Raw genomic sequence first — 17,556 nt, forward strand, 5'->3', positions numbered from 1 at the left:
CCATTGAAAATTCATCCGAATGAATCGCAGGAGGCTGTTTCAGTGCCACGACGCTTATGTGAAACCTTGATGACGGTGGGCCGTTTTTGGCCATCGGCATCGCGTCGGTATCACGTCGGTATTACGTCGGTACTGCAGCGCAGCATTCGCCGTTGCCGTGCGGGGCGCGGGACACCCGCCCGCACCGACCGAACAGACCTGGTCCGCTCTGACAAGACCGTCAGAGCAGCTTGCGCATGAAGGAGTAGAAGCGGCTGTCCTGTACCCGGCTCCAGTTCACGCGGATCGAGGGGGTGTCGGACACGCCGGAGACACGGAAGAGGCTGCCGGGCGCCAGGAGGATGCCCTGCTGCGCAGCCTCGTGCGAGACCTCCATGTCGTTCAATCCGTCGGGCAGCAGGACGAACCCGTAAAGCCCGTGATCGGGCGGCGCGAAAAGGTCGAAGCCCAGCTGGGTCAGTTTCTCCACCCCCTCTTCGCGTTCCGGGTCGAGGCGCCGCTTGAGGCTGGCGCCGAGCTTTGCGAACCGGCGGGACAGGATCGCCTCGGCGATCAGGCGTTCGGTATAGGTGGAGCTGTTGACGGCCAGGATCATCTTCAGCTCGGCCAGGGACGCGGCGATTTCGGGCTCGGCGATCAGGAAACCGCAGCGCAGCGAAGGCGAGAAGATCTTGGAGTAGCTGCCGATCTGGATCACCCGGCGGAACTGGTCCAGCGCGGCCAGCCTGGTGCCGCGCAGCCCGGGCAGGTCGATGAAGGGGTCGTCGTCAATCACCAGCAGGTCATGCCGGTCCGCCACCTTGAGGATCGCGTGGGCGGTCGGCAGGTCGATGGAACAGCCCGTCGGGTTCTGCGCCAGCGACTGCGTGAAGAAGAGCCGCGCGCGATGCGTCTGTGCCGCCCGGTCGAGCGCGTCCGGGTCCGGGCCCCGCGGGGTGCGAGGGATGCCGACGACATTGACCTCGGACAGTTTGAGTTTCGAGAAGAGCGGGTAATAGCCGGGATCGTCGACCAGAACCGTATCGCCGGGCCGGGTGAAGCGGCGGATCACCAGGTCGAGCGCATTGTTGGCGCCGAAGGTGGTGACGATCTGCGCGGGCGTGGCGGTGATGCCGGCGGCGATCTGCGACGCCGCGATGCATTCGCGCAGCGCCATCAGCCCATGGGGCGAGCCATAGCCCCCCTCGCCCGTCGGCAGGTTCACCGCGGGCATGTTGGTCATCAGCCAGTTTTCCGGCGGCCGCCCATCCCCGGTCAGCACCTTGTACGGGCGGTCCAGCTGAACATGCAGCAACGACACGGTATCGCTGGCCTCGCGCAGGTGGGTGGGTTCGGCGATGGTCGGCGCGACCCGCGCCACATAGAAGCCCGAGCCACGCTGCGACCGGGCCAGCCCATGCGCCACCAGCCGGTCATAGACCGTGACGATCACGTTCTTGGAGGCGCCATAGCGGTCGGAGGCCTGGCGCAGCGACATCAGCTTGGCCCCTTCGGCGAGGTCGCCGGTTTCGATCTGCTGGCGGAGGGATTCGAAGATGCGGTCTGTCTTGCTCTGGCTCATGTCCGTTAGTGTATCCATTCTTCTATGGGTACAGTTGGGAAAAATTTCCTTAACTGTACCAATACATCCCGAAATTTTTCCGAGATGGTCGCCGCCAAGACGGAGGAGATCTCATGACAGACAGCGCCCCGGGCAGCACGCCCGCACTCAATTCCCGTATCGAGGGGCTTCGCGACATGGAGCCCGCAGACCGCCGCCAGGCGATTGCCGGTGCCGCCGGTCTGGACCAGTCGGGCGCCGCGGCGCTGGCCGGCGAAGGCGTGCTGAACCTGAACGTGGCCAACGGCATGATCGAGAATGTCATCGGCAAGTTCGAACTGCCCCTGGGCGTGGCGGCGAACTTCCTGGTGAACGGGCGCGATTACCTAGTGCCGATGGCGGTCGAGGAACCCTCGGTCGTGGCGGCGGCGTCCTACATGGCAAAGCTGGCCCGGCAGGGTGGCGGGTTCACCGTGTCCTGCACCGCGCCGATCATGCGCGCGCAGGTCCAGGTGATCGGCATCAGCGATCCCTATGGTGCGCGGGCCGCCGTGCTGGCGCACAAGGACGAGCTGATCGAGAAGGCCAATTCCCGCGACACGGTGCTGGTCGGGCTGGGCGGCGGCTGCAAGGATATCGAGGTCGAGGTTTTCGCCGAAAGCGCGATCGGGCCGATGGCCGTTGTCCACCTGCTGGTCGATGTGCGCGATGCCATGGGGGCGAACACGGTCAATTCCATGGCCGAGATGCTGGCTCCCCGGATCGAGGAGATCACCGGCGGCAAGGTGCGTCTGCGCATCCTGTCGAACCTGGCGGACAAGCGGATCGTCACGGCGAGCGTGCGGATCCCGCCCGCGGCGCTGGACACCAAGTCGTTGAAGGGGACCGAGGTCGCCCAGGGCATGGTCGAGGCCTGCACGCTGGCGATCATCGACCCCTACCGGGCGGCCACGCACAACAAGGGCATCATGAACGGCATCGACCCGGTCGTCGTCGCCACCGGCAACGATTGGCGCGCCATCGAGGCGGGCGCCCACGCCTATGCGGCGCGCAACGGACGCTATACCTCGCTGACCACCTGGGAGATTGCCAATGACGGCACCCTGGTGGGCACGCTGGAAATGCCGATGGCGCTTGGCATCGTGGGCGGCGCGACGCGCACCCACCCGGCTGCACAGGCGGCGCTGGCGCTGATGCAAATCGGATCGGCCCAGGAACTGGCCGAGGTGACCGCGGCCGTCGGGCTGGCGCAGAACATGGCGGCCTTGCGGGCGCTCTCGACCGAGGGCATCCAGCGCGGACACATGGCGCTGCACGCCCGCAACATCGCGATCACGGCAGGCGCCAGCGGCGCCGATATCGACAGGGTGGCCAAGGCCATCGTGGCGGCAGGCGACGTCAGTGTCGGCCGCGCAAAACAGGTGCTGGAAAGCAGCTGAACCAATCCAAGGGAGGAACCTGAAATGACCAATACAACCCGGCGCCACCTGCTGCGCCACGCCGCAGCCGGGGCGATTGCCGCCCCTGCCATCGTCGCTGCTAGCTCTGTCCGGGCGCAGGGCGTCACGAAATGGCGGATGCAGGCCCTTTGGGGCGGCGGTACCACCCCGATGATGTACGAGGAACAGTTCTGCGAACGCGTGAAGCAGCTGACCGGCGGGTCGCTCGAGATCACGCCGTTCGCGGGCGGGCAGATCGTGCCCTCGGCCCAGGCGTTCGACGCGGTGCGCGGCGGCGCCTTCGAGATGATGAAGACGTTTGACGGCTACACGGCCGGCAAGATCAAGGCACATGGCTTTTCCTCGACCGTGCCGTTCGGCTTCCCCGAGGCGGACCAGTACGAGGCGTGGTTCTATGAACGCGACGGCCTGGCCATGGCCAAGGAAAGCTACCAGCCCGCGGGCCTGACCTATGTCGCGCCGACGGTCTATGGCGAAGAGCCGATCCACTCCAAGGTCGAGATCCGCAAGATCGCCGACATGAACGGGCTGAAGGGCCGCTTCGTCGGGCTGGCCTCGGCGGTGATGGCGGATTTCGGCGTCTCCGTGTCGCCGTTGCCGACCTCCGAAGTGTACTCGGCGCTCGACAAGGGGCTGATCGATTTCGCAGACCGCGGCGACATCAAGGCCAATTACGAGGAAGGCATCCACGAGGTCGCCAAGTACCTGATCCTGCCCGGCGTGCACCAGCCGTCGACCGCGACCGCCTATGTCGCCAATACCGGCGCCTACAGCCGGCTGGACGACCAGCAGAAGGCGGCGCTGGAAGTGGCCGCGCGGGAAGTGTCCGGCGCACTGCGTCAGAACATCATCGTGGATAACGGCGAATACCTGAAGAAATACGAGGAAGCCGGCGTCGAGATCATCGATCTGGCCGAGGATGACGTGGTCGAGAACCGCGCCAAGGCCGTCGAATCCTGGAAGAAGGCCGCGGGCGACGATGCGCTTGCCAAGCGGATGATGGAGAGTCAGATGTCGCTGATGGAAGAGCTGCGCCTGCTCTGATCCGACATTCCAATCCGGCCGCGCCCCGAAACCGGGGCGCGGCCCCCTGCTTTTCCGCCCCTACTTTCCCGGAGGCATCTGATGATCACCCTCGCCCGGAGCGTGACAGCGCTGAACCGGCTTCTGTTCACGGCGGCCAAATGGCTGGTCTATGTCATCGTCCTGCTGATGCTCTGGGAGGTGCTGTCGCGCTACCTGCTGGCCGCGCCGACCTCCTGGGCGCCGGAGCTGGCCACCCTGATCTTCGGCCCCTTCTTCTTGCTGGGCGGGCCCTACCTGCTGCATCTGGGTGGCCATGTCGCCGTCGACGTGCTGTCGGAAAAGGCCACCGGACGCACCGCCGCGATCCTGCAGATCGTGGGGTTTGTCCTGGCCGCCGCCTTTGGCTCGATCCTGTTGTGGTTCAGCGTGCCGCTGGCCCTGCAATCCTTCAGTTACGGCGAAACGAGCTTTTCCGCCTGGAACCCGGTGATCTGGCCGGCCAAGGCGTTCCTGCCGCTGGCCTCGGCCCTGCTGAGCCTTCAGGCCCTGGCCGAGATCGTTTTGGTCCTGTCGGGCGCCGCCCCCGGTGAAACCAACGGTGAGCCCAATGGCGGGGAGGCCGCGTGATGGAAAGCTCCCTGATCCTTCTGTTCATGTTCTCGTCGCTGGTGGTCTTCATGCTGTCCGGCGCGGGGCTGGCCTTCGTGCTGGGCGCGATCGCCTTCATCTCGACCATCCTGCTGTGGGGACCTTCGGCGCTGATCGTGGCGGTGCTGAACACGTTCGAGACGATGACATCGGAAAGCCTGATGGCCATTCCGCTTTATGTCCTGATGGCCTCGATCCTGCAGAAATCGGCGATCATCGACGCGCTGTACGATGCGATGGAGGCCTGGTTTTCCGGCGTCAATGGCGGGCTGGCCATCGGCACCATCGCGATCTGCACCATCCTGGCGGCGATGACCGGCGTGGTCGGTGCGGCGGTGGCGGCCATGGGCATCCTCGCCCTGCCCTCGATGCTGTCGCGCGGCTATCATCCGCCGCTGGCGCTTGGCGCGATCTGCGCGGGCGGCACGCTGGGCATCCTGATCCCGCCCTCGGTCGTGACCATCGTCTACGCGATCACCGCCCAGATCTCGATCGGCAAGATGTTCGCTGCGGGCATCGTGCCGGGGCTGATCCTGGCGGGAAGCTATGCCGGGTACATCCTGGTGCGGACCTGGCTGAACCCTTCGCTGGCTCCGAAACCCGAAGAGGCCGTGGCGATCCCCCTGCGCGAGAAGCTGTCGAAGCTGAAGGCGCTGATCCTGCCGGGCCTTGTCGTGATGGGTGTGCTCGGGTCGATCTATGCCGGCATCGCCACCCCGACCGAAGCCGCCGCCGTCGGCGTGCTGGGGGCTGCGGCCTCGGCCATCGTGACAAGGCGCCTGTCCTTCCCGATGCTGTCGGAGGCCGCGACGGACACGCTGCGCGTGACCGCGATGATCCTGTGGATCACCATCGGTGCGCGGGCCTTCATCTCGGTCTTCGTGGCGACAGGTGGCGCGGACAGCCTGCTGAACTTCGTGGAAACGCTTGAGGCCTCGCGCTGGATCGTGCTGGGGGCAATGGTGCTGATCCTGATCTTCCTCGGCCTGTTCCTGGACGAGATCGGGATCATCCTGCTGTGCGTGCCGGTCTTCCTGCCGATCGTGGCGGCGCTGGATTTCGACCCGCTGTGGTTCGGCGTGCTGTTCATGATTACCGCGCAGATGGCCTATATCACCCCGCCCTTCGGCTACACGCTGTTCTACCTGAAGGGCGTGCTGCCCGACGGGATCGGCATTGGCCAGGTCTATCGCGGCGTGATCCCGTTCTTCCTGATCCAGGTGGTGGTGCTGATCCTGTTCGCACTGTTCCCGGACCTGGTGACGTGGCTGCCCGAAAAGCTGACGGCGCGGGTGCAGTAACGGCGCAGGCCCGCCCGTCAGAGCAGCCCACCGTCCGCGCGGATCGTGCGGCCGGTGATCCAGCCCGCATCATCGGAGGCCAGGAAGGCCACGATGCCGGCGATATCGCCGGGCTGACCGATGCGGCGCAGAGGGGTATTGGCGCGGATCGCCTCTCCCCTCTCCTGCACCGCCGCCGCCGTCATGTCGGTTTCGATCAGGCCCGGGGCCACCGCGTTGATGGTGATGCCCTTCGGCCCGAGCTCCTGCCCGAGGGCGAGGGTCAGGGCCGAGACGGCCGCCTTGGAGGCCGCATAGACCGAGGTTCCGGGCATCGGGCTTTCCGCCAGACGAGACGAGACATGGACGATCCGGCCGGGGGTTTCCATCACCTCAGCCGCGGCGCGGGTCAGGGACAGGGTGCCCAGGACGTTGGGCCCGAAGATCGCGTGGTAATGGTCGGCATCGGCCTCGGCCAGCGGCTTGTAGGTGGCGATGCCCGCCGCGTTGACCAGGATGTCGAGCCGCCCGAACCGGTCGATGCAGGTCCGGACCAATGCCGCGCAGGCGGCGGGGTCGACGATGTCCATGGCTTGGGATGCGGCCTGCGTGCCGGTTGCGGCCAGGTCGTCGACCACGGCCCGGGCGGCATCGGCGTCACTGCGATAGGCGATCAGGATCGCGGCCCCGTCGGCGGCGAGGCGGCGCGCCACCGCCGCGCCGATCCCGCGTGATCCGCCGGTCACCAGGGCGACCTTGCCGGAGAGAGGGAGGGATCGGGTCATGGCGGGCTCCTTTCGGATGGGTCAGGCCTTGCGGCTCCAGGCGCCGTCGGGGACGCTGTCGATGGCCGTGCGGTAATCGTCGGTGCGGGTGACGGGCAGCGCAGCCATGTCGAGCGCGGCCTTGGCGAAGGCGTCGAGATGGGCCTGCCGTTCGGCCTGATCCGAGCGGGGGACGCCGTGGGCCAGGTAGGGGGCCGAGACCTCGAAGCCCATATATTCCAGCGCGAGCCGTTGCAGCGGCATCAGGATCGGGCCGATCGGACCGTAGACGCCGCCCTCTTCGAACCGGGCGGGGGTGCCGCCGGTGGTGACGCTGAGCATCGCGCGACGGCCCTGGAACACCCCGGTGTCGAAACGGCGCGCGTCGACATAGGCAAACCCGTAGGCCAGCACCCGGTCGATCCAGCCCTTCAGGATGGCCGGCGGGCCGCCCCACCAGAGCGGGAATTGCAGAATGACGTTGTCGGCCTCGGCCACGCGGGCCTGTTCACGGGCGATGTCAGGGGCGAAGGCGTCCTTGCGGGTCGCCTCGGTCTGTTCGGCCTGGACGTGGAAGCGCTCAGGATCGGCGGTACTGGTCATGTCGTGGCGCCCGATATCGGCGCGGAAGCCCTCGCCGCAGAGATCGGAGACCTGGACGTTGTGCCCTGCCCCGCGCAGCGCGGTCGCGGCGGCATCGGCCATGGCGTGGTTGAACGACTTCGGTTCGGGATGCGCGACGACGATGAGGATGTTGCGGGTCTCGGTCATCTCAGAAATCCACCTTGTCGCCGCCCTTGAGGTTCAGGATCTCGCGGGCCTCATCGGGGGTCGCGACCTCGAAGCCCATGTGCTCGATCATCTCGCGCGCAATGGTGACCTGTTCCGCGTTGCTCTTGGCGAGGCGCCCGCGCCCGGCATGGAGCGAGTCCTCGAGCCCCACGCGCAGATGGCCGCCCAGCAGCATGGATTGCGTGGCGATCGGCATCTGATGCTTGCCCGCGCCCAGCACGGACCAGCGGTAATCGTCACCGAACAGACGGTCGGCGGTGCGGCGCATGTGCAGCACGTCTTCGGGATGGGCGCCGATGCCGCCCAGGATGCCGAAGACGGACTGCACGAAGAAGGGCGGTGTCACCAGCCCGCGCTGCACGAAATGGTGCAGCGTGTAGAGGTGGCCGATGTCGTAGCACTCGATCTCGAACCGGGTGTTGTTGTCGGCGCAGGTGGCGAGGATGCCCTCTATATCGGCGAAGGTGTTGCGGAAGACGCGGTCGCGCGAGCCTTCGATATAGGGCTCTTCCCAGTCGTGCTTGAACTTTTTCAGCTTGTCGAGGATCGGGTAGATACCGAAATTCATCGACCCCATGTTGAGCGAGGCGACCTCGGGCTTGAAGACGGCCGCGGGGGCGAGCCGTTCCTCGACCAGCATGGTCGGCGCGCCGCCGGTGGTGATGTTGATGACCACGTCCGAGCGCTGCTTGATGACCCCGAGGAATTGTTCATAGGCCTCGGGCGACTGGTCGGGCTGGCCGGTTTCGGGGTTGCGGGCATGCAGGTGGACGATGGCCGCCCCCGCCTCGCGCGCGCCGATGGCGGCCTCTGCGATCTCGGACGGGGTGATCGGCAGGTGCGGCGACATGGAGGGCGTATGGATCCCGCCCGTGACGGCACAGGTGATGATGACTTTGCGTGACATGGATGTCCTCAGAACAGCATTTTGGGCAGGAACAGCGACAGGGCCGGGATCAGCGCGATGGAGGCCAGCACCAGGATGCAGATGCCGACCAGCGGCAGCGCTTCGCGGATGACCTTTGTCACCGGTTCACCGGATATCGCCGAGGCGATGAAGAGCAGGATCCCGACCGGTGGCGTGGCCATGCCGATCACCACGTTGAGCACCACGACCGTGCCGAACTGCACCGGGTCCATCCCGATCAGGGCCTGGAACTTGAGCAGGATCGGCATGGTCAGGATCAGGATGGAGATCGGTTCCAGGAACATGCCCAGGATCAGCAGGAAAAGGTTCAGCAGCAGCAGGATCAGCCACGGATTGTCGGTCAGCAGCAGCACCATGTCGGCGATGCGCTGCGGCACCTGTTCCAGCGTGAAGACGAAGGACACGATGGAGGCCATCGAGGTGATGAACAGGATCGAGGCCGAGACCAGCGTGGTGGCGATCAGCGCCTCCCACAGGCGGCGCAGGTTCAGGTCGCGATAGGCGAAACCGATGATCAGCGCATAGCCCACGGCGACGGCTGCCGCCTCGGTCGGGGTGAAGATGCCGGCCTTGATGCCGACAAGGATGATCGCGGGCAGCAGCAGCGCGGGCAAGGTGCGCGCCGTGGCCTTCCAGCGGTCGCGCCCGACCATGCGTTCGGTGACCGGGAAGCCGTCCCGCTTGGCCCGCCAGGAGGCGTAGAAAAGCAGACCGGCGGCGATGCCGATGCCCGGCGCGATCCCGGCCAGGAAGAGTTGTCCGATGGAGGTGCCCGAGAGCACGCCATAGATGATCATGGTGATCGAGGGCGGGATGATCGGTCCCATCACGGAGGCCACGGCGATCAGCGCCGCCGCATAGGCCGCGGGCATGCCCTGGCGGCTCATCGTCGGGATCAGGATCGAACCGAGGGCCGAGGCCTCGGCCGTGGCGCTGCCCGAGATACCGGCGAAGAAGCCCGAGGACAGGATCGACACCGACGACATGCCACCGCGGCGGTGGCCCACCATGGCACGGGCGAAATGCACGATCCGGTCGGTCACGCCGCCCACGTTCATCAATGCGCCCGCCAGCAGGAAGAGCGGGATGGTCAGCAGCACGAACTGGTCGATGCCGGCCATCATGCGCTGCGGCAGCATCAGCACCATCATGCCGTTGCCCGAGAGGTACAGGTAGGCGGTGCCGGCGATGCCCAGCGTCAGGGCGATCGGAATGCCGCTGGCCAGGAGGCCCGCGAAAATGACGAAGAATGCGCTCATCAGCCCTGTCTCCCACCGGTTGCGGAGGTGTCGCCCGCATCATCGAGCCCGTTCTGCACCGCGCCCAGCATCTGCGGGCCGAAGCTGGTCACGACATCGGCCAGCACGTGCAGGATCATCAGCACGCTGCCGACGGTGACCGAGATGTAGACATAGGTGATCGACAGCCCCAGCGGACGGCCGGCGATGGCCTCCCATATGAAATCGAGCGCGGGGATCGTCTGGCGCCCGAAGCGCGAGGCGAAATCGGCCCCGTAATAGGCGACGACGGCGAGGAAGATGACGATGGGCACGGCGGTGATCGCCTTGAGCAGCCATTTGCCCTTGTCGCCAAGCACGCCGGGCAGGAAGTCGAGAGAGACGAATTCGCCCTTGGAATAGGCCAGGCCCAGCACGAGGAAGGTCTGCCAGATCAGTAGGTAGCGGCAGAGCTCTTCTGCCCAGATCAGCGAACTGCCCATCACGTAGCGGGACCAGACCTGGGCGATCATGACCACGACGATGATCGCCATGGACAGCCCGGCCAGGAAACGCAGGCATTGGATATAGGCCGAGACGAGCCTCGACAGGAACGGGGGCAGTTGCATGGTCTACTACAATTTATTCGGGGGTGGGCGCCGCGTGGGAGCGGTCGCGGCGCCCTTGGGGTCAGGCAGTGCTGCTTGCGGTTTCGACGAATTCCGCGATCAGCGGGTCCTTTTCGGCCCATTCCGCGGTCAGAGGGGCCACGGTGTCGCGCATTTCGGCCAGGTTATCGAGTTCGATGATCTCGACGCCCTTCTCCTGCAGCTCCGCTCGACCGTTCAGGTCCTGTTCCTTGGCATAGGCCAGGGTGGCGGAGGTCGACCGGCGGCCGGCTTCGCGCATCGCCTCTTTTTCCTCGTCCGACAGGGTATTCCAAAACCCGGTGGAGACGACGTTGGAGGCATGCCACGGGTAATGGCCGGTCAGGGTGAAGTTCTTGCCGATCTCCCACAGGTTTTCACCCAGCATGGAGGAGACGTTGATTTCCACCGCGTCGATCACGCCGGTTTCCAGCGCGCCATAGACCTCGCCATAGGGCAGACCGACGGGGGCGGTGCCAAGCGCTTCCCAGATCGCCTTGTGCAGCGGCACCGGCACGATGCGGGTCTTGAGCCCGGCCATGTCGGCGACGGAGCGGACCTGCGAATTGACCGACAGGAAGTTCCGCTGGCCGATATCCGCAGTGGCAAGGCCGATGATGCCCGAGGGCTCCAGGTCGTCCTGCAGTTTCTGACCTGCGGGGCTGAGCGCGATCTTTTCGAAGTGATCGTAATCGCGCACCAGGAAGGGCAATTGCCAGGCATCGTAGGCCGGACGGCCGGTGACCAGCGGGATCAGAACGCCCGACACCATGGACATTTCCAGCGAGCCCGCCACGGTAGCCTCGAGCACCTGCTTGTCCCCGCCAAGCTGACGGTTGGGGAAGATCTGGACGTTGAAGCCGCCGGGCAGGATATCGTCCAGCGCTTCCTGGAAGCTGGTGGCGAGCTTGTGACCCGGATGGATTTCGTTGGAGGCATGCGCAATGCGGATCATCTTGCCCGAGGCGCGCGCGATATGGGGCATGGCCAGCGTCGCGCCAAGTGCGGCGCCGGTCTGCATCAGGGTTCTACGGGTAATCATCGGTTTCTCCTCCCGGTGGTTTCGGCCGGTCTGTGTGGCCACGTGAAAGGGATGCGCCGGTCAGGACGGCATCGGGTAATCGTCGGCATTCAGCACCCAGCCCGGCTTTTCCGAGAAATCGGTCCGCGGGGGGCAGAAGATGTCGACAAGCTGATTGGTGTCGGGGCCGGAGGCCCGGGTCGTGTGGATCACCGGCGGCGGGATCACCAGCGCCGAGGGCGCGCCCATCGTCACCGTGCGGTCCTCGCGCCAGTCGGCCATGTCCGTGGTCCAGGGCCAGCGCAGGTAGTGGCTGAACTCTCCGGTGATGGCGAGCGAGCATTGTTCGAAATCGTCGTGGTGGTGCGGCGACATCTTGGACGGATCGCGCGGCCCTTCGAACGGGTCGAGCACGTTCACCATCATCGTCGTGCAACGGAAGATACGGCCGAAGCGCCCCTCTTCCTTGGGCACGTCGAGGCTGTAATGGCGCACTTTCCAGCCGCCCTTCGGATCGGGCCAGGGTTCGAAGGCCGGGATATGCGTGCGCGGCGTGTCATAGCCGCGCGCATTCGAGCATTGTTCGGCCAGGTCGGTGGATTTCGTGGTGAAGAGCCGGGTCATCGACCCGCCATCCTTGAGCGTCACAACGCTGTCGCCCGCCGGCACGAAGGCCAGGGAAAAGCCCGGCACCTCGGTCACGTCGCCGTTCCATTCGATGGTCGCGCCGCCTTCGGGCAGGAGCACGGCATATTCGTCGGGCTGGTCCTTGCGGGCAAAGCTGCCGCCGGGCTGCGCCTGGGTCCAGGCCAGCACGAAGTTATGGCCGCGGATCAGCCAGGTCTGGCCCGCCGCATCGTCGATCTGCGGGGCGTCGCGGTAGAAATAGCTCTCCTGCGCCTCGGCGATCAGGCCGGTGCTGGGGGCGGCGGGGGCGCCCTTGGGGGCGAGGGCCGCGCGGGGATCGGATTTATCGTACATCTCTCAGCCTTTCTTTGCCTGGGTCACGGCCTCGGACATCTTGCCATGGGTCTGCATCGCGGCAGCCCGGAGGAAGCCCTGGTCGGAGGACAGGATGAAGGTCGTCGTTCCGGCCTGCGCCTGGATCGCCGCGTCTTCGGGCGTGGAGGGCAGGATCGCCACGGTGCGCCCGACCTTGCCGGCGGCCTTCTGCACGGTTTCGGTGGCGGTGCGGACCTTGTCGGCCGCATCGGCGTCGCCCGCATAGGCCGCACCGAGGTCACCACGCCCGATGAACACGCCATCAAGGCCCTCGACCGCGACGATGTCGTCGATATGGTCGATCGCCTCGGGATCCTCGATCATGGCGATGATCGTGGCGCGCCCGTCTTCGTCGGCCATGTGCTCTGCCTGGCTCTTGCGGCCGAAATCACCGGCGCGGGTCGTCGGCGCGAAGCCGCGTTTGCCGCCGCGATAGCGCCCCGCCGCGACGATCGCGCGGGCCGTGTCGGCGTCGGTCACATGGGGCACCAGCACGCCGTCGGCCCCGCAATCGAGCACCGACAGGATATGCGCGGGATCGCCGCTTTGCACCCGGACGATGGCCGCGATGCCCGACACCTTGCAGGCCAGGACGATGCGATCCGTGGTCTCGCGGTTGAAGGGCGAATGCTCCTCGTCGATGACGACGAAATCGTAGCCGATGGAGCCGAGGATCTCGGCCGGCATGGTCGCGGGCACCTTCAGAAAGGTGCCGTACAGAGTGTCGCCCGCGAGAAATCTTTCGCGGAAGTTCAGCGGCTCAGCAGTCAATCATTCCTCCCTTGCGTTCTGATAGGTAGAACGCTATCCTTCTTAACGAAACATTGCGGGGTCTGACGCCTAAAGTCAACCCACAGGAAGCAGCGAAACGAGGTGCGGGGCATGCCAAAGATATCATCTGAAAAAACCGAGGGAGTTCAGAGTGTTGTGCTGGCCCTGTCGATTCTGGAGACGTTGGGACGCGCGCGCAGTCACCTTGGCGTGACCGCCCTGGCCGAGTCGCTGGGCACCACCAAGAGCCGGATCCACCGCCACCTGCAGACCCTGGTCCAGCAGGGCTATATCGTTCAGTCGCCCACGACCGAACGCTACCGACTGGGATCGCGCCTGATCGAGCTGGGCAACGCGGCAGCGAATGCGTCGGACATCGCCACCGTTGCGGCGCAGCCTATGCGCGAGTTGCGCGACGCGCTGGAACAGGCGGTGATCCTGGGACAGGTGGAAAACGACGGCATCCGCATCCTGACCACCCTCGGCGGTACCATGTCGGTCGAGGTCGGCGTGCGCCCCGGGTCGATCCTGGGCTTCAACACCTCGGCCCAGGGCAAGATCGCCCTGACCTACATGGACGAGGTCGCACGGGAACGGATCCTGGCGCGCCCCCTGACCGGCGAGACGATGCATTCGATCACCGATCTCGACGTGCTGCGCGGCCATCTGGACGACGTGCGCGACCGCGGCTGGGCGGATGCCCCGAACGAGGCGGCGACCGGGCTGAACGCCCTGTCCTTCCCCCTGCTCGGCCCGAACGGAGAGCTGGCGGGCACGCTGGCCATCGTCAGCCTGACGCAATATATCGGCTCGCCCCCGTCGCAGGAGCAGATCCGGGGCGTCGGCCAGGCGGCCGAAGAGATCTCCCGCGCGCTTGGATATAACGGCGCGCTGCCGGGCAGCTGGCGCTAGGCCCCCGCCCGGCGCCCGGCCCGGCCGCCCTTCAGGGGCGATGCCGGGCGCTATCGGGGTTTCAGCCCGCCAGGCCAATCACGTTGCCCGCATTGGTCGCGAACATCGCATGGGTCTGTTCGTCGGAATAGCCCAGGGCGATGCAGGTCGCAACGCCGCGCCGGATGCCTTCCAGCGGGGTCAGCGTGCCAACCTGGCCCAGGTCGGAACACAGGATCGTCTTGTCCGCGCCGACGATGTCGATGAATTCGCGCAGCTCCTCGTTGGTCCGGTTGCGGAACTTCGACCCTTCGATGAAGAAGCCCAGCGAGTGTTCCACATAGGCGCCCATGGCGGCGATTTCCTTGGTATCCTCGAAATTCGCGCCGACGATGTCCTCGGGATGGGTGAAGATCAGCCGTTCGACGCCACGCTTGCGCGCCTCTTCGAACACGATCTTGGTTTCCGAGACATGCACGTGACCACTGGCCAGGGCCATGCCGGTCTTGGCCAGCACATCCAGCACATCCAGCACTTCGGGCCGCAGCTTGCCATCCTCGAACAGCGGCACGGCAGAGGCCGGACGGATTTTCTGGGTGGAGGCGGGATGCGCCCAGCCGGAGGTCTTTTCCCATTCCAGGTGGTTTTCCGCGGCCAGCGTCGGCAGCCAGCAGATCCGCCCGTCCATCGCCGCGGTATGTTCGACCGCGTAGGGGTTGAAGCCGCCCACGACGTTGTTGAGCACGATCCCCGAGAACAGCTGTGTCGACAGCTGGGGATGATGGTCGCGGATCAGCTTGGCGCACATGACGCCGGAATAATCGTGGTCCTTGGTCACGACGGCGGCAAAGCCCGCATCGGAATAGACCTGGGCCAGGTCGAGGTGATCGATGGCACGCGGCGCGATCGAGGGTCCGCTATGTACATGCGGGTCCACCGCGCCTTTGAGGATCTCGCTGATCCTGTCGGCCTCGTCACGTTCGATCGCTTCGATTTCGGTCATGGGGTCTCCTCCGGGGTTTGGTTCGGTCCATGATCGATGTTACGCAGTACGGATCATGGTTTCGCTTATCGGAACACGCATTCTAGATATTTTTGCGGAGGCGGGCTGTCAAGTGGGCGTCGCCGGACGGGGGATGTGGTGGGCGGGTCGCGTGGAAACGGCGTGATCCCCGGCTTATCCGGGCTGTTTCGTCGTTCGTGGAGGAGAGGGCAGCGCCGTCCCGCGGGGTGACGCAATAGCGCCGCCCCATGGGGGCGGGACGGCGCTGCCCGGCGTGCCGCCGGGCGGGTGTTCATGTTCAGAGCGCTGCGCGGTATGGACCGGGCATTTTGATTTTAAATCAAATAATTACGCGCCACGGCATTTGACCGGGCGCGCGCGGGATCGAACGATGTGTCAGAGGAAATCCGGCCTCGATTCAGGCCGTGGCCCCGCCGGGCGAACCGGCGGAGCGGGGCGGCGCCTCAGCGGTTTTTCCACTGGGGCGCGCGTTTCTCGACGAAGGCGTTGACGCCTTCGCTGAAGTCTTCGGTCAGGCGCAGTTCGTTCATGACGTGGCGCGAATAGAGCAGGCTGACCTTCAGGTTCTCCATGTCGTCCATCATGTTCAGAACCCGCTTGGTCGCCTTGACCGAGGAGGGCGAGACGGAGGCGATTTCCTGCGCCTTGGCCATCGCGACCTCCATCAGGTCGGCCGCCGGCACGACCTCGTTGACGAAGCCCAGTTCCTTGCCTTCGGCCGCCTGGACATGGCGGCCGGTCAGCATGATCTCGACCGCAGGCTTGCGACCGATCTGGCGGCTGAGGCGCTGCACCCCGGAGGCGGCGGCGAAGAGCCCGACCTTGACCTCCGGCAGGGCGAACTTGGCAGTGTCGGCCGACAGGATGATGTCGCAGGACAGCGCGGTTTCGAATCCGCCGCCCATGGCAAACCCGTTGACCGCGGCGATGATCGGCTTTTCCATGTCATAGCGCATCGACAGCCCGGCAAACCCGGTCGGGGGCGGCGTGCCCTTGCCACCCTGGGCGGTGTATTTCAGGTCGTTCCCGGCCGAGAACGCCTTGTCCCCTGCCCCGGTCAGCACCGCGACCCAGAGGTCGGGATCGGCGGCGAAATCCTCCCAGACCTGGTGCATCTCGTTGTGCATGGGAGCGTGCATGGCGTTGTAGACCTCAGGCCGGTTCATTGTGACCAGCAGGACGTTGCCGCGTTTTTCGGTTGTGACGAATTCCATGGCTCAGGCTCCTTTTCCGGTCTTCAGACCGCCAAGATCGAGGTCGGTGAAACGGCCGCCATCGCTGGCCAGCTTGCGCAGCGTGTCGGCGGGGGCGAAATCGGGGTCCTCGGCGCCCAGTTTCTCCATCCGGTCCAGCACCGCCCGGGCGCCGACCATATCGCCGTAGAACATCGGCCCGCCCTTATCGACCGGCCAGCCGTAGCCGTTGAGCCAGATCACGTCGATATCGGAGGCGCGCTGCGCCTTGTTGTCCTCGAGGATCTTCACCCCCTCGTTGATCATCGGGAAGATGCAGGTCTCGATGATCTCGTCGCGGGTCATGGTAGAGGGTTCGGCCCCGGTGATGTCGCGGATCACCTGCGCGGTCACGTCCGAGGGCGTGCGGTTGCGCGCCTCGTCGTAATCGTAATACCCGGCGCCCGTTTTCTGGCCGCGGCGGTCCATCTCGCACAGGGCGTCGCGGATCGGGTTCTGGGTCTTGGCGCCCTTGGACCAGCCGATATCCAGACCGGCGAGGTCGGACATCTGGTAAGGCCCCATCTTGAAGCCGAATTCATTGATCGCGGCGTCGATATCCCAGGGCATCACACCCTTGTAGAGCAGCTTGTTCGCCTGCATCTGGCGCTGGCGCAGGATGCGGTTGCCGACGAATCCGGGGCAGACCCCGACGAGCGCGGCGATCTTGTTAATCTTCTTCGCAATGTCCATCGAGGTGGCGACGACATCGTCAGCCGTGTCGTCGGCGCGCACGATTTCCAGCAATTTCATGACATTGGCCGGAGAGAAGAAGTGCAGCCCGATCACGTCCTTCGGCCGCTTCGTGGCCGAGGCGATCTCGTCGATATCGAGGCCGGAGGTGTTGGTGGCGAGGATCGCCCCCTGTTTCACGATCCGGTCGAGATTGCCGAAGATCTCTTTCTTGATCTCCATGTTCTCGAAGACGGCTTCGATCACGAGGTCACAATCGGCCAGGTCATCCATGTTCAGCGTGCCGGTCAGGCGGCCCATCCGCGCCTCGACCTCGTCCTGGGGAAAACGGCCCTTGTCGGCGCTGCGCTGGTAGTTCTTGCGCACCACACCGAGCCCGCGATCCAGGGCCTCCTGCCGGGTTTCGACGATGGTGACGGGGTATTCGGCGGTGGCGAAGTTCATGGCGATGCCGCCGCCCATCGTGCCGGCGCCGATGATACCGACCTTTCGGATCTCGCGCAGTTCGGTGCCCGGAGCGAGGCCCGGAACCTCCCAGGCGAGTTTGCCTGCCGTGGCCACGTAATCGGACACGGCCTGTTGATTGGCGTCTGTCATTTCGGATTCTCCCCCCTCTTTGA

17 protein-coding genes are annotated in these 17,556 nt (G+C 65.6%); 5 read left to right on the forward strand and 12 right to left on the reverse strand.

From position 1 onward, the window contains the following. Positions 1 to 220: 220 nt before the first annotated feature. Positions 221 to 1,561, reverse strand: coding sequence for an aminotransferase-like domain-containing protein (locus tag ATO9_RS16840; RefSeq protein ID WP_162183079.1), 1,341 nt, complete (start codon positions 1,559 to 1,561; stop codon positions 221 to 223). 113 nt (positions 1,562 to 1,674) lie between these two features. Between ATO9_RS16840 and ATO9_RS16845 the strand changes: the two genes are divergently transcribed. The 4 genes from ATO9_RS16845 to ATO9_RS16860 all read left to right on the forward strand — a co-directional run bounded on the left by ATO9_RS16845 (position 1,675) and on the right by ATO9_RS16860 (position 5,975). Continuing rightward, complete coding sequence (locus ATO9_RS16845) at positions 1,675 to 2,979, forward strand: hydroxymethylglutaryl-CoA reductase, degradative (protein WP_043752008.1); 1,305 nt, start codon at positions 1,675 to 1,677, stop codon at positions 2,977 to 2,979. 24 nt (positions 2,980 to 3,003) lie between these two features. Beyond that, entirely contained in the window at positions 3,004 to 4,044 is a 1,041-nt protein-coding gene (gene dctP / locus ATO9_RS16850; RefSeq protein WP_043752011.1) for a TRAP transporter substrate-binding protein DctP, read from the forward strand. An 81-nt stretch (positions 4,045 to 4,125) separates the two neighbouring features. Continuing rightward, positions 4,126 to 4,653 (forward strand): TRAP transporter small permease subunit, encoded by a 528-nt coding sequence (locus tag ATO9_RS16855; RefSeq protein WP_043752015.1) that lies wholly within the window; start codon positions 4,126 to 4,128, stop codon positions 4,651 to 4,653. Continuing rightward, positions 4,653 to 5,975 (forward strand): TRAP transporter large permease, encoded by a 1,323-nt coding sequence (locus tag ATO9_RS16860; RefSeq protein ID WP_043752018.1) that lies wholly within the window; start codon positions 4,653 to 4,655, stop codon positions 5,973 to 5,975. Before ATO9_RS16855 ends, ATO9_RS16860 begins: the two co-directional genes overlap by 1 nt. Before the next feature lie 17 nt (positions 5,976 to 5,992). Here the strand turns inward: ATO9_RS16860 and ATO9_RS16865 are convergent, their stop codons facing one another. From ATO9_RS16865 to ATO9_RS16900, 8 genes are all read right to left on the reverse strand, one after another. After that, positions 5,993 to 6,739, reverse strand: coding sequence for an SDR family NAD(P)-dependent oxidoreductase (locus ATO9_RS16865; protein WP_043752021.1), 747 nt, complete (start codon positions 6,737 to 6,739; stop codon positions 5,993 to 5,995). Between the two features lie 21 nt (positions 6,740 to 6,760). Beyond that, entirely contained in the window at positions 6,761 to 7,489 is a 729-nt protein-coding gene (locus ATO9_RS16870; protein WP_052418420.1) for an NAD(P)H-dependent oxidoreductase, read from the reverse strand. Between the two features lies 1 nt (position 7,490). Beyond that, positions 7,491 to 8,417 carry a 3,5-dioxohexanoate:acetyl-CoA acetone transferase gene (gene kce / locus ATO9_RS16875; protein ID WP_043752025.1) on the reverse strand — a complete coding sequence of 309 codons (927 nt, stop codon included), beginning with the start codon at positions 8,415 to 8,417 and terminating at the stop codon, positions 7,491 to 7,493. 8 nt (positions 8,418 to 8,425) lie between these two features. Continuing rightward, the gene (locus ATO9_RS16880; protein ID WP_052418421.1) at positions 8,426 to 9,697 is read right to left on the reverse strand and encodes a TRAP transporter large permease; all 1,272 of its coding nucleotides are present in this window, start codon (positions 9,695 to 9,697) and stop codon (positions 8,426 to 8,428) included. Further along, the gene (locus tag ATO9_RS16885; RefSeq protein WP_052418422.1) at positions 9,697 to 10,284 is read right to left on the reverse strand and encodes a TRAP transporter small permease; all 588 of its coding nucleotides are present in this window, start codon (positions 10,282 to 10,284) and stop codon (positions 9,697 to 9,699) included. The genes ATO9_RS16880 and ATO9_RS16885 overlap by 1 nt, the downstream gene beginning before the upstream one ends. Before the next feature lie 61 nt (positions 10,285 to 10,345). Next, on the reverse strand, positions 10,346 to 11,344 hold the full coding sequence (locus tag ATO9_RS16890; protein WP_081979631.1) for a TRAP transporter substrate-binding protein: 999 nt from the start codon (positions 11,342 to 11,344) through the stop codon (positions 10,346 to 10,348). A 60-nt stretch (positions 11,345 to 11,404) separates the two neighbouring features. Further along, positions 11,405 to 12,304 (reverse strand): cupin domain-containing protein, encoded by a 900-nt coding sequence (locus ATO9_RS16895; RefSeq protein ID WP_043752033.1) that lies wholly within the window; start codon positions 12,302 to 12,304, stop codon positions 11,405 to 11,407. 3 nt (positions 12,305 to 12,307) lie between these two features. Then, on the reverse strand, positions 12,308 to 13,096 hold the full coding sequence (locus ATO9_RS16900) for an HpcH/HpaI aldolase family protein (protein ID WP_043752035.1): 789 nt from the start codon (positions 13,094 to 13,096) through the stop codon (positions 12,308 to 12,310). A gap of 111 nt (positions 13,097 to 13,207) precedes the next feature. Here ATO9_RS16900 and ATO9_RS16905 point away from each other — a divergent pair, with 111 nt between their 5' ends. Further along, the gene (locus tag ATO9_RS16905; protein ID WP_043752039.1) at positions 13,208 to 14,008 is read left to right on the forward strand and encodes an IclR family transcriptional regulator; all 801 of its coding nucleotides are present in this window, start codon (positions 13,208 to 13,210) and stop codon (positions 14,006 to 14,008) included. Between the two features lie 61 nt (positions 14,009 to 14,069). On the opposite strand, the gene ATO9_RS16910 is transcribed toward ATO9_RS16905, so the two are convergent. From ATO9_RS16910 to ATO9_RS16920, 3 genes are all read right to left on the reverse strand, one after another. Continuing rightward, positions 14,070 to 14,990: a DUF6282 family protein gene (locus ATO9_RS16910; RefSeq protein ID WP_043752042.1), complete on the reverse strand. Its 921-nt coding sequence runs from the start codon at positions 14,988 to 14,990 to the stop codon at positions 14,070 to 14,072. A gap of 464 nt (positions 14,991 to 15,454) precedes the next feature. Continuing rightward, on the reverse strand, positions 15,455 to 16,225 hold the full coding sequence (locus ATO9_RS16915; RefSeq protein WP_043752044.1) for an enoyl-CoA hydratase-related protein: 771 nt from the start codon (positions 16,223 to 16,225) through the stop codon (positions 15,455 to 15,457). Between the two features lie 3 nt (positions 16,226 to 16,228). Next, positions 16,229 to 17,533 carry a 3-hydroxyacyl-CoA dehydrogenase gene (locus ATO9_RS16920; protein WP_043752046.1) on the reverse strand — a complete coding sequence of 435 codons (1,305 nt, stop codon included), beginning with the start codon at positions 17,531 to 17,533 and terminating at the stop codon, positions 16,229 to 16,231. Positions 17,534 to 17,556 lie beyond the last annotated feature (23 nt).

It is taken from the genome of Pseudooceanicola atlanticus (assembly GCF_000768315.1).
GTDB classification, from domain to species: domain Bacteria; phylum Pseudomonadota; class Alphaproteobacteria; order Rhodobacterales; family Rhodobacteraceae; genus Pseudooceanicola; species Pseudooceanicola atlanticus.

Excerpts from the sequence above, each read along its gene's own strand:
- ATO9_RS16840 (WP_162183079.1), bottom strand. The coding sequence starts at position 1,561 with ATGAGCCAGAGCAAGACAGACCGCATCTTCGAATCCCTCCGCCAGCAG.
- ATO9_RS16845 (WP_043752008.1), top strand. The coding sequence starts at position 1,675 with ATGACAGACAGCGCCCCGGGCAGCACGCCCGCACTCAATTCCCGTATC.
- dctP (WP_043752011.1), top strand. The coding sequence starts at position 3,004 with ATGACCAATACAACCCGGCGCCACCTGCTGCGCCACGCCGCAGCCGGG.
- ATO9_RS16855 (WP_043752015.1), top strand. The coding sequence starts at position 4,126 with ATGATCACCCTCGCCCGGAGCGTGACAGCGCTGAACCGGCTTCTGTTC.
- ATO9_RS16860 (WP_043752018.1), top strand. The coding sequence starts at position 4,653 with ATGGAAAGCTCCCTGATCCTTCTGTTCATGTTCTCGTCGCTGGTGGTC.
- ATO9_RS16865 (WP_043752021.1), bottom strand. The coding sequence starts at position 6,739 with ATGACCCGATCCCTCCCTCTCTCCGGCAAGGTCGCCCTGGTGACCGGC.
- ATO9_RS16870 (WP_052418420.1), bottom strand. The coding sequence starts at position 7,489 with ATGACCGAGACCCGCAACATCCTCATCGTCGTCGCGCATCCCGAACCG.
- kce (WP_043752025.1), bottom strand. The coding sequence starts at position 8,417 with ATGTCACGCAAAGTCATCATCACCTGTGCCGTCACGGGCGGGATCCAT.
- ATO9_RS16880 (WP_052418421.1), bottom strand. The coding sequence starts at position 9,697 with ATGAGCGCATTCTTCGTCATTTTCGCGGGCCTCCTGGCCAGCGGCATT.
- ATO9_RS16885 (WP_052418422.1), bottom strand. The coding sequence starts at position 10,284 with ATGCAACTGCCCCCGTTCCTGTCGAGGCTCGTCTCGGCCTATATCCAA.
- ATO9_RS16890 (WP_081979631.1), bottom strand. The coding sequence starts at position 11,344 with ATGATTACCCGTAGAACCCTGATGCAGACCGGCGCCGCACTTGGCGCG.
- ATO9_RS16895 (WP_043752033.1), bottom strand. The coding sequence starts at position 12,304 with ATGTACGATAAATCCGATCCCCGCGCGGCCCTCGCCCCCAAGGGCGCC.
- ATO9_RS16905 (WP_043752039.1), top strand. The coding sequence starts at position 13,208 with ATGCCAAAGATATCATCTGAAAAAACCGAGGGAGTTCAGAGTGTTGTG.
- ATO9_RS16910 (WP_043752042.1), bottom strand. The coding sequence starts at position 14,990 with ATGACCGAAATCGAAGCGATCGAACGTGACGAGGCCGACAGGATCAGC.
- ATO9_RS16915 (WP_043752044.1), bottom strand. The coding sequence starts at position 16,225 with ATGGAATTCGTCACAACCGAAAAACGCGGCAACGTCCTGCTGGTCACA.
- ATO9_RS16920 (WP_043752046.1), bottom strand. The coding sequence starts at position 17,533 with ATGACAGACGCCAATCAACAGGCCGTGTCCGATTACGTGGCCACGGCA.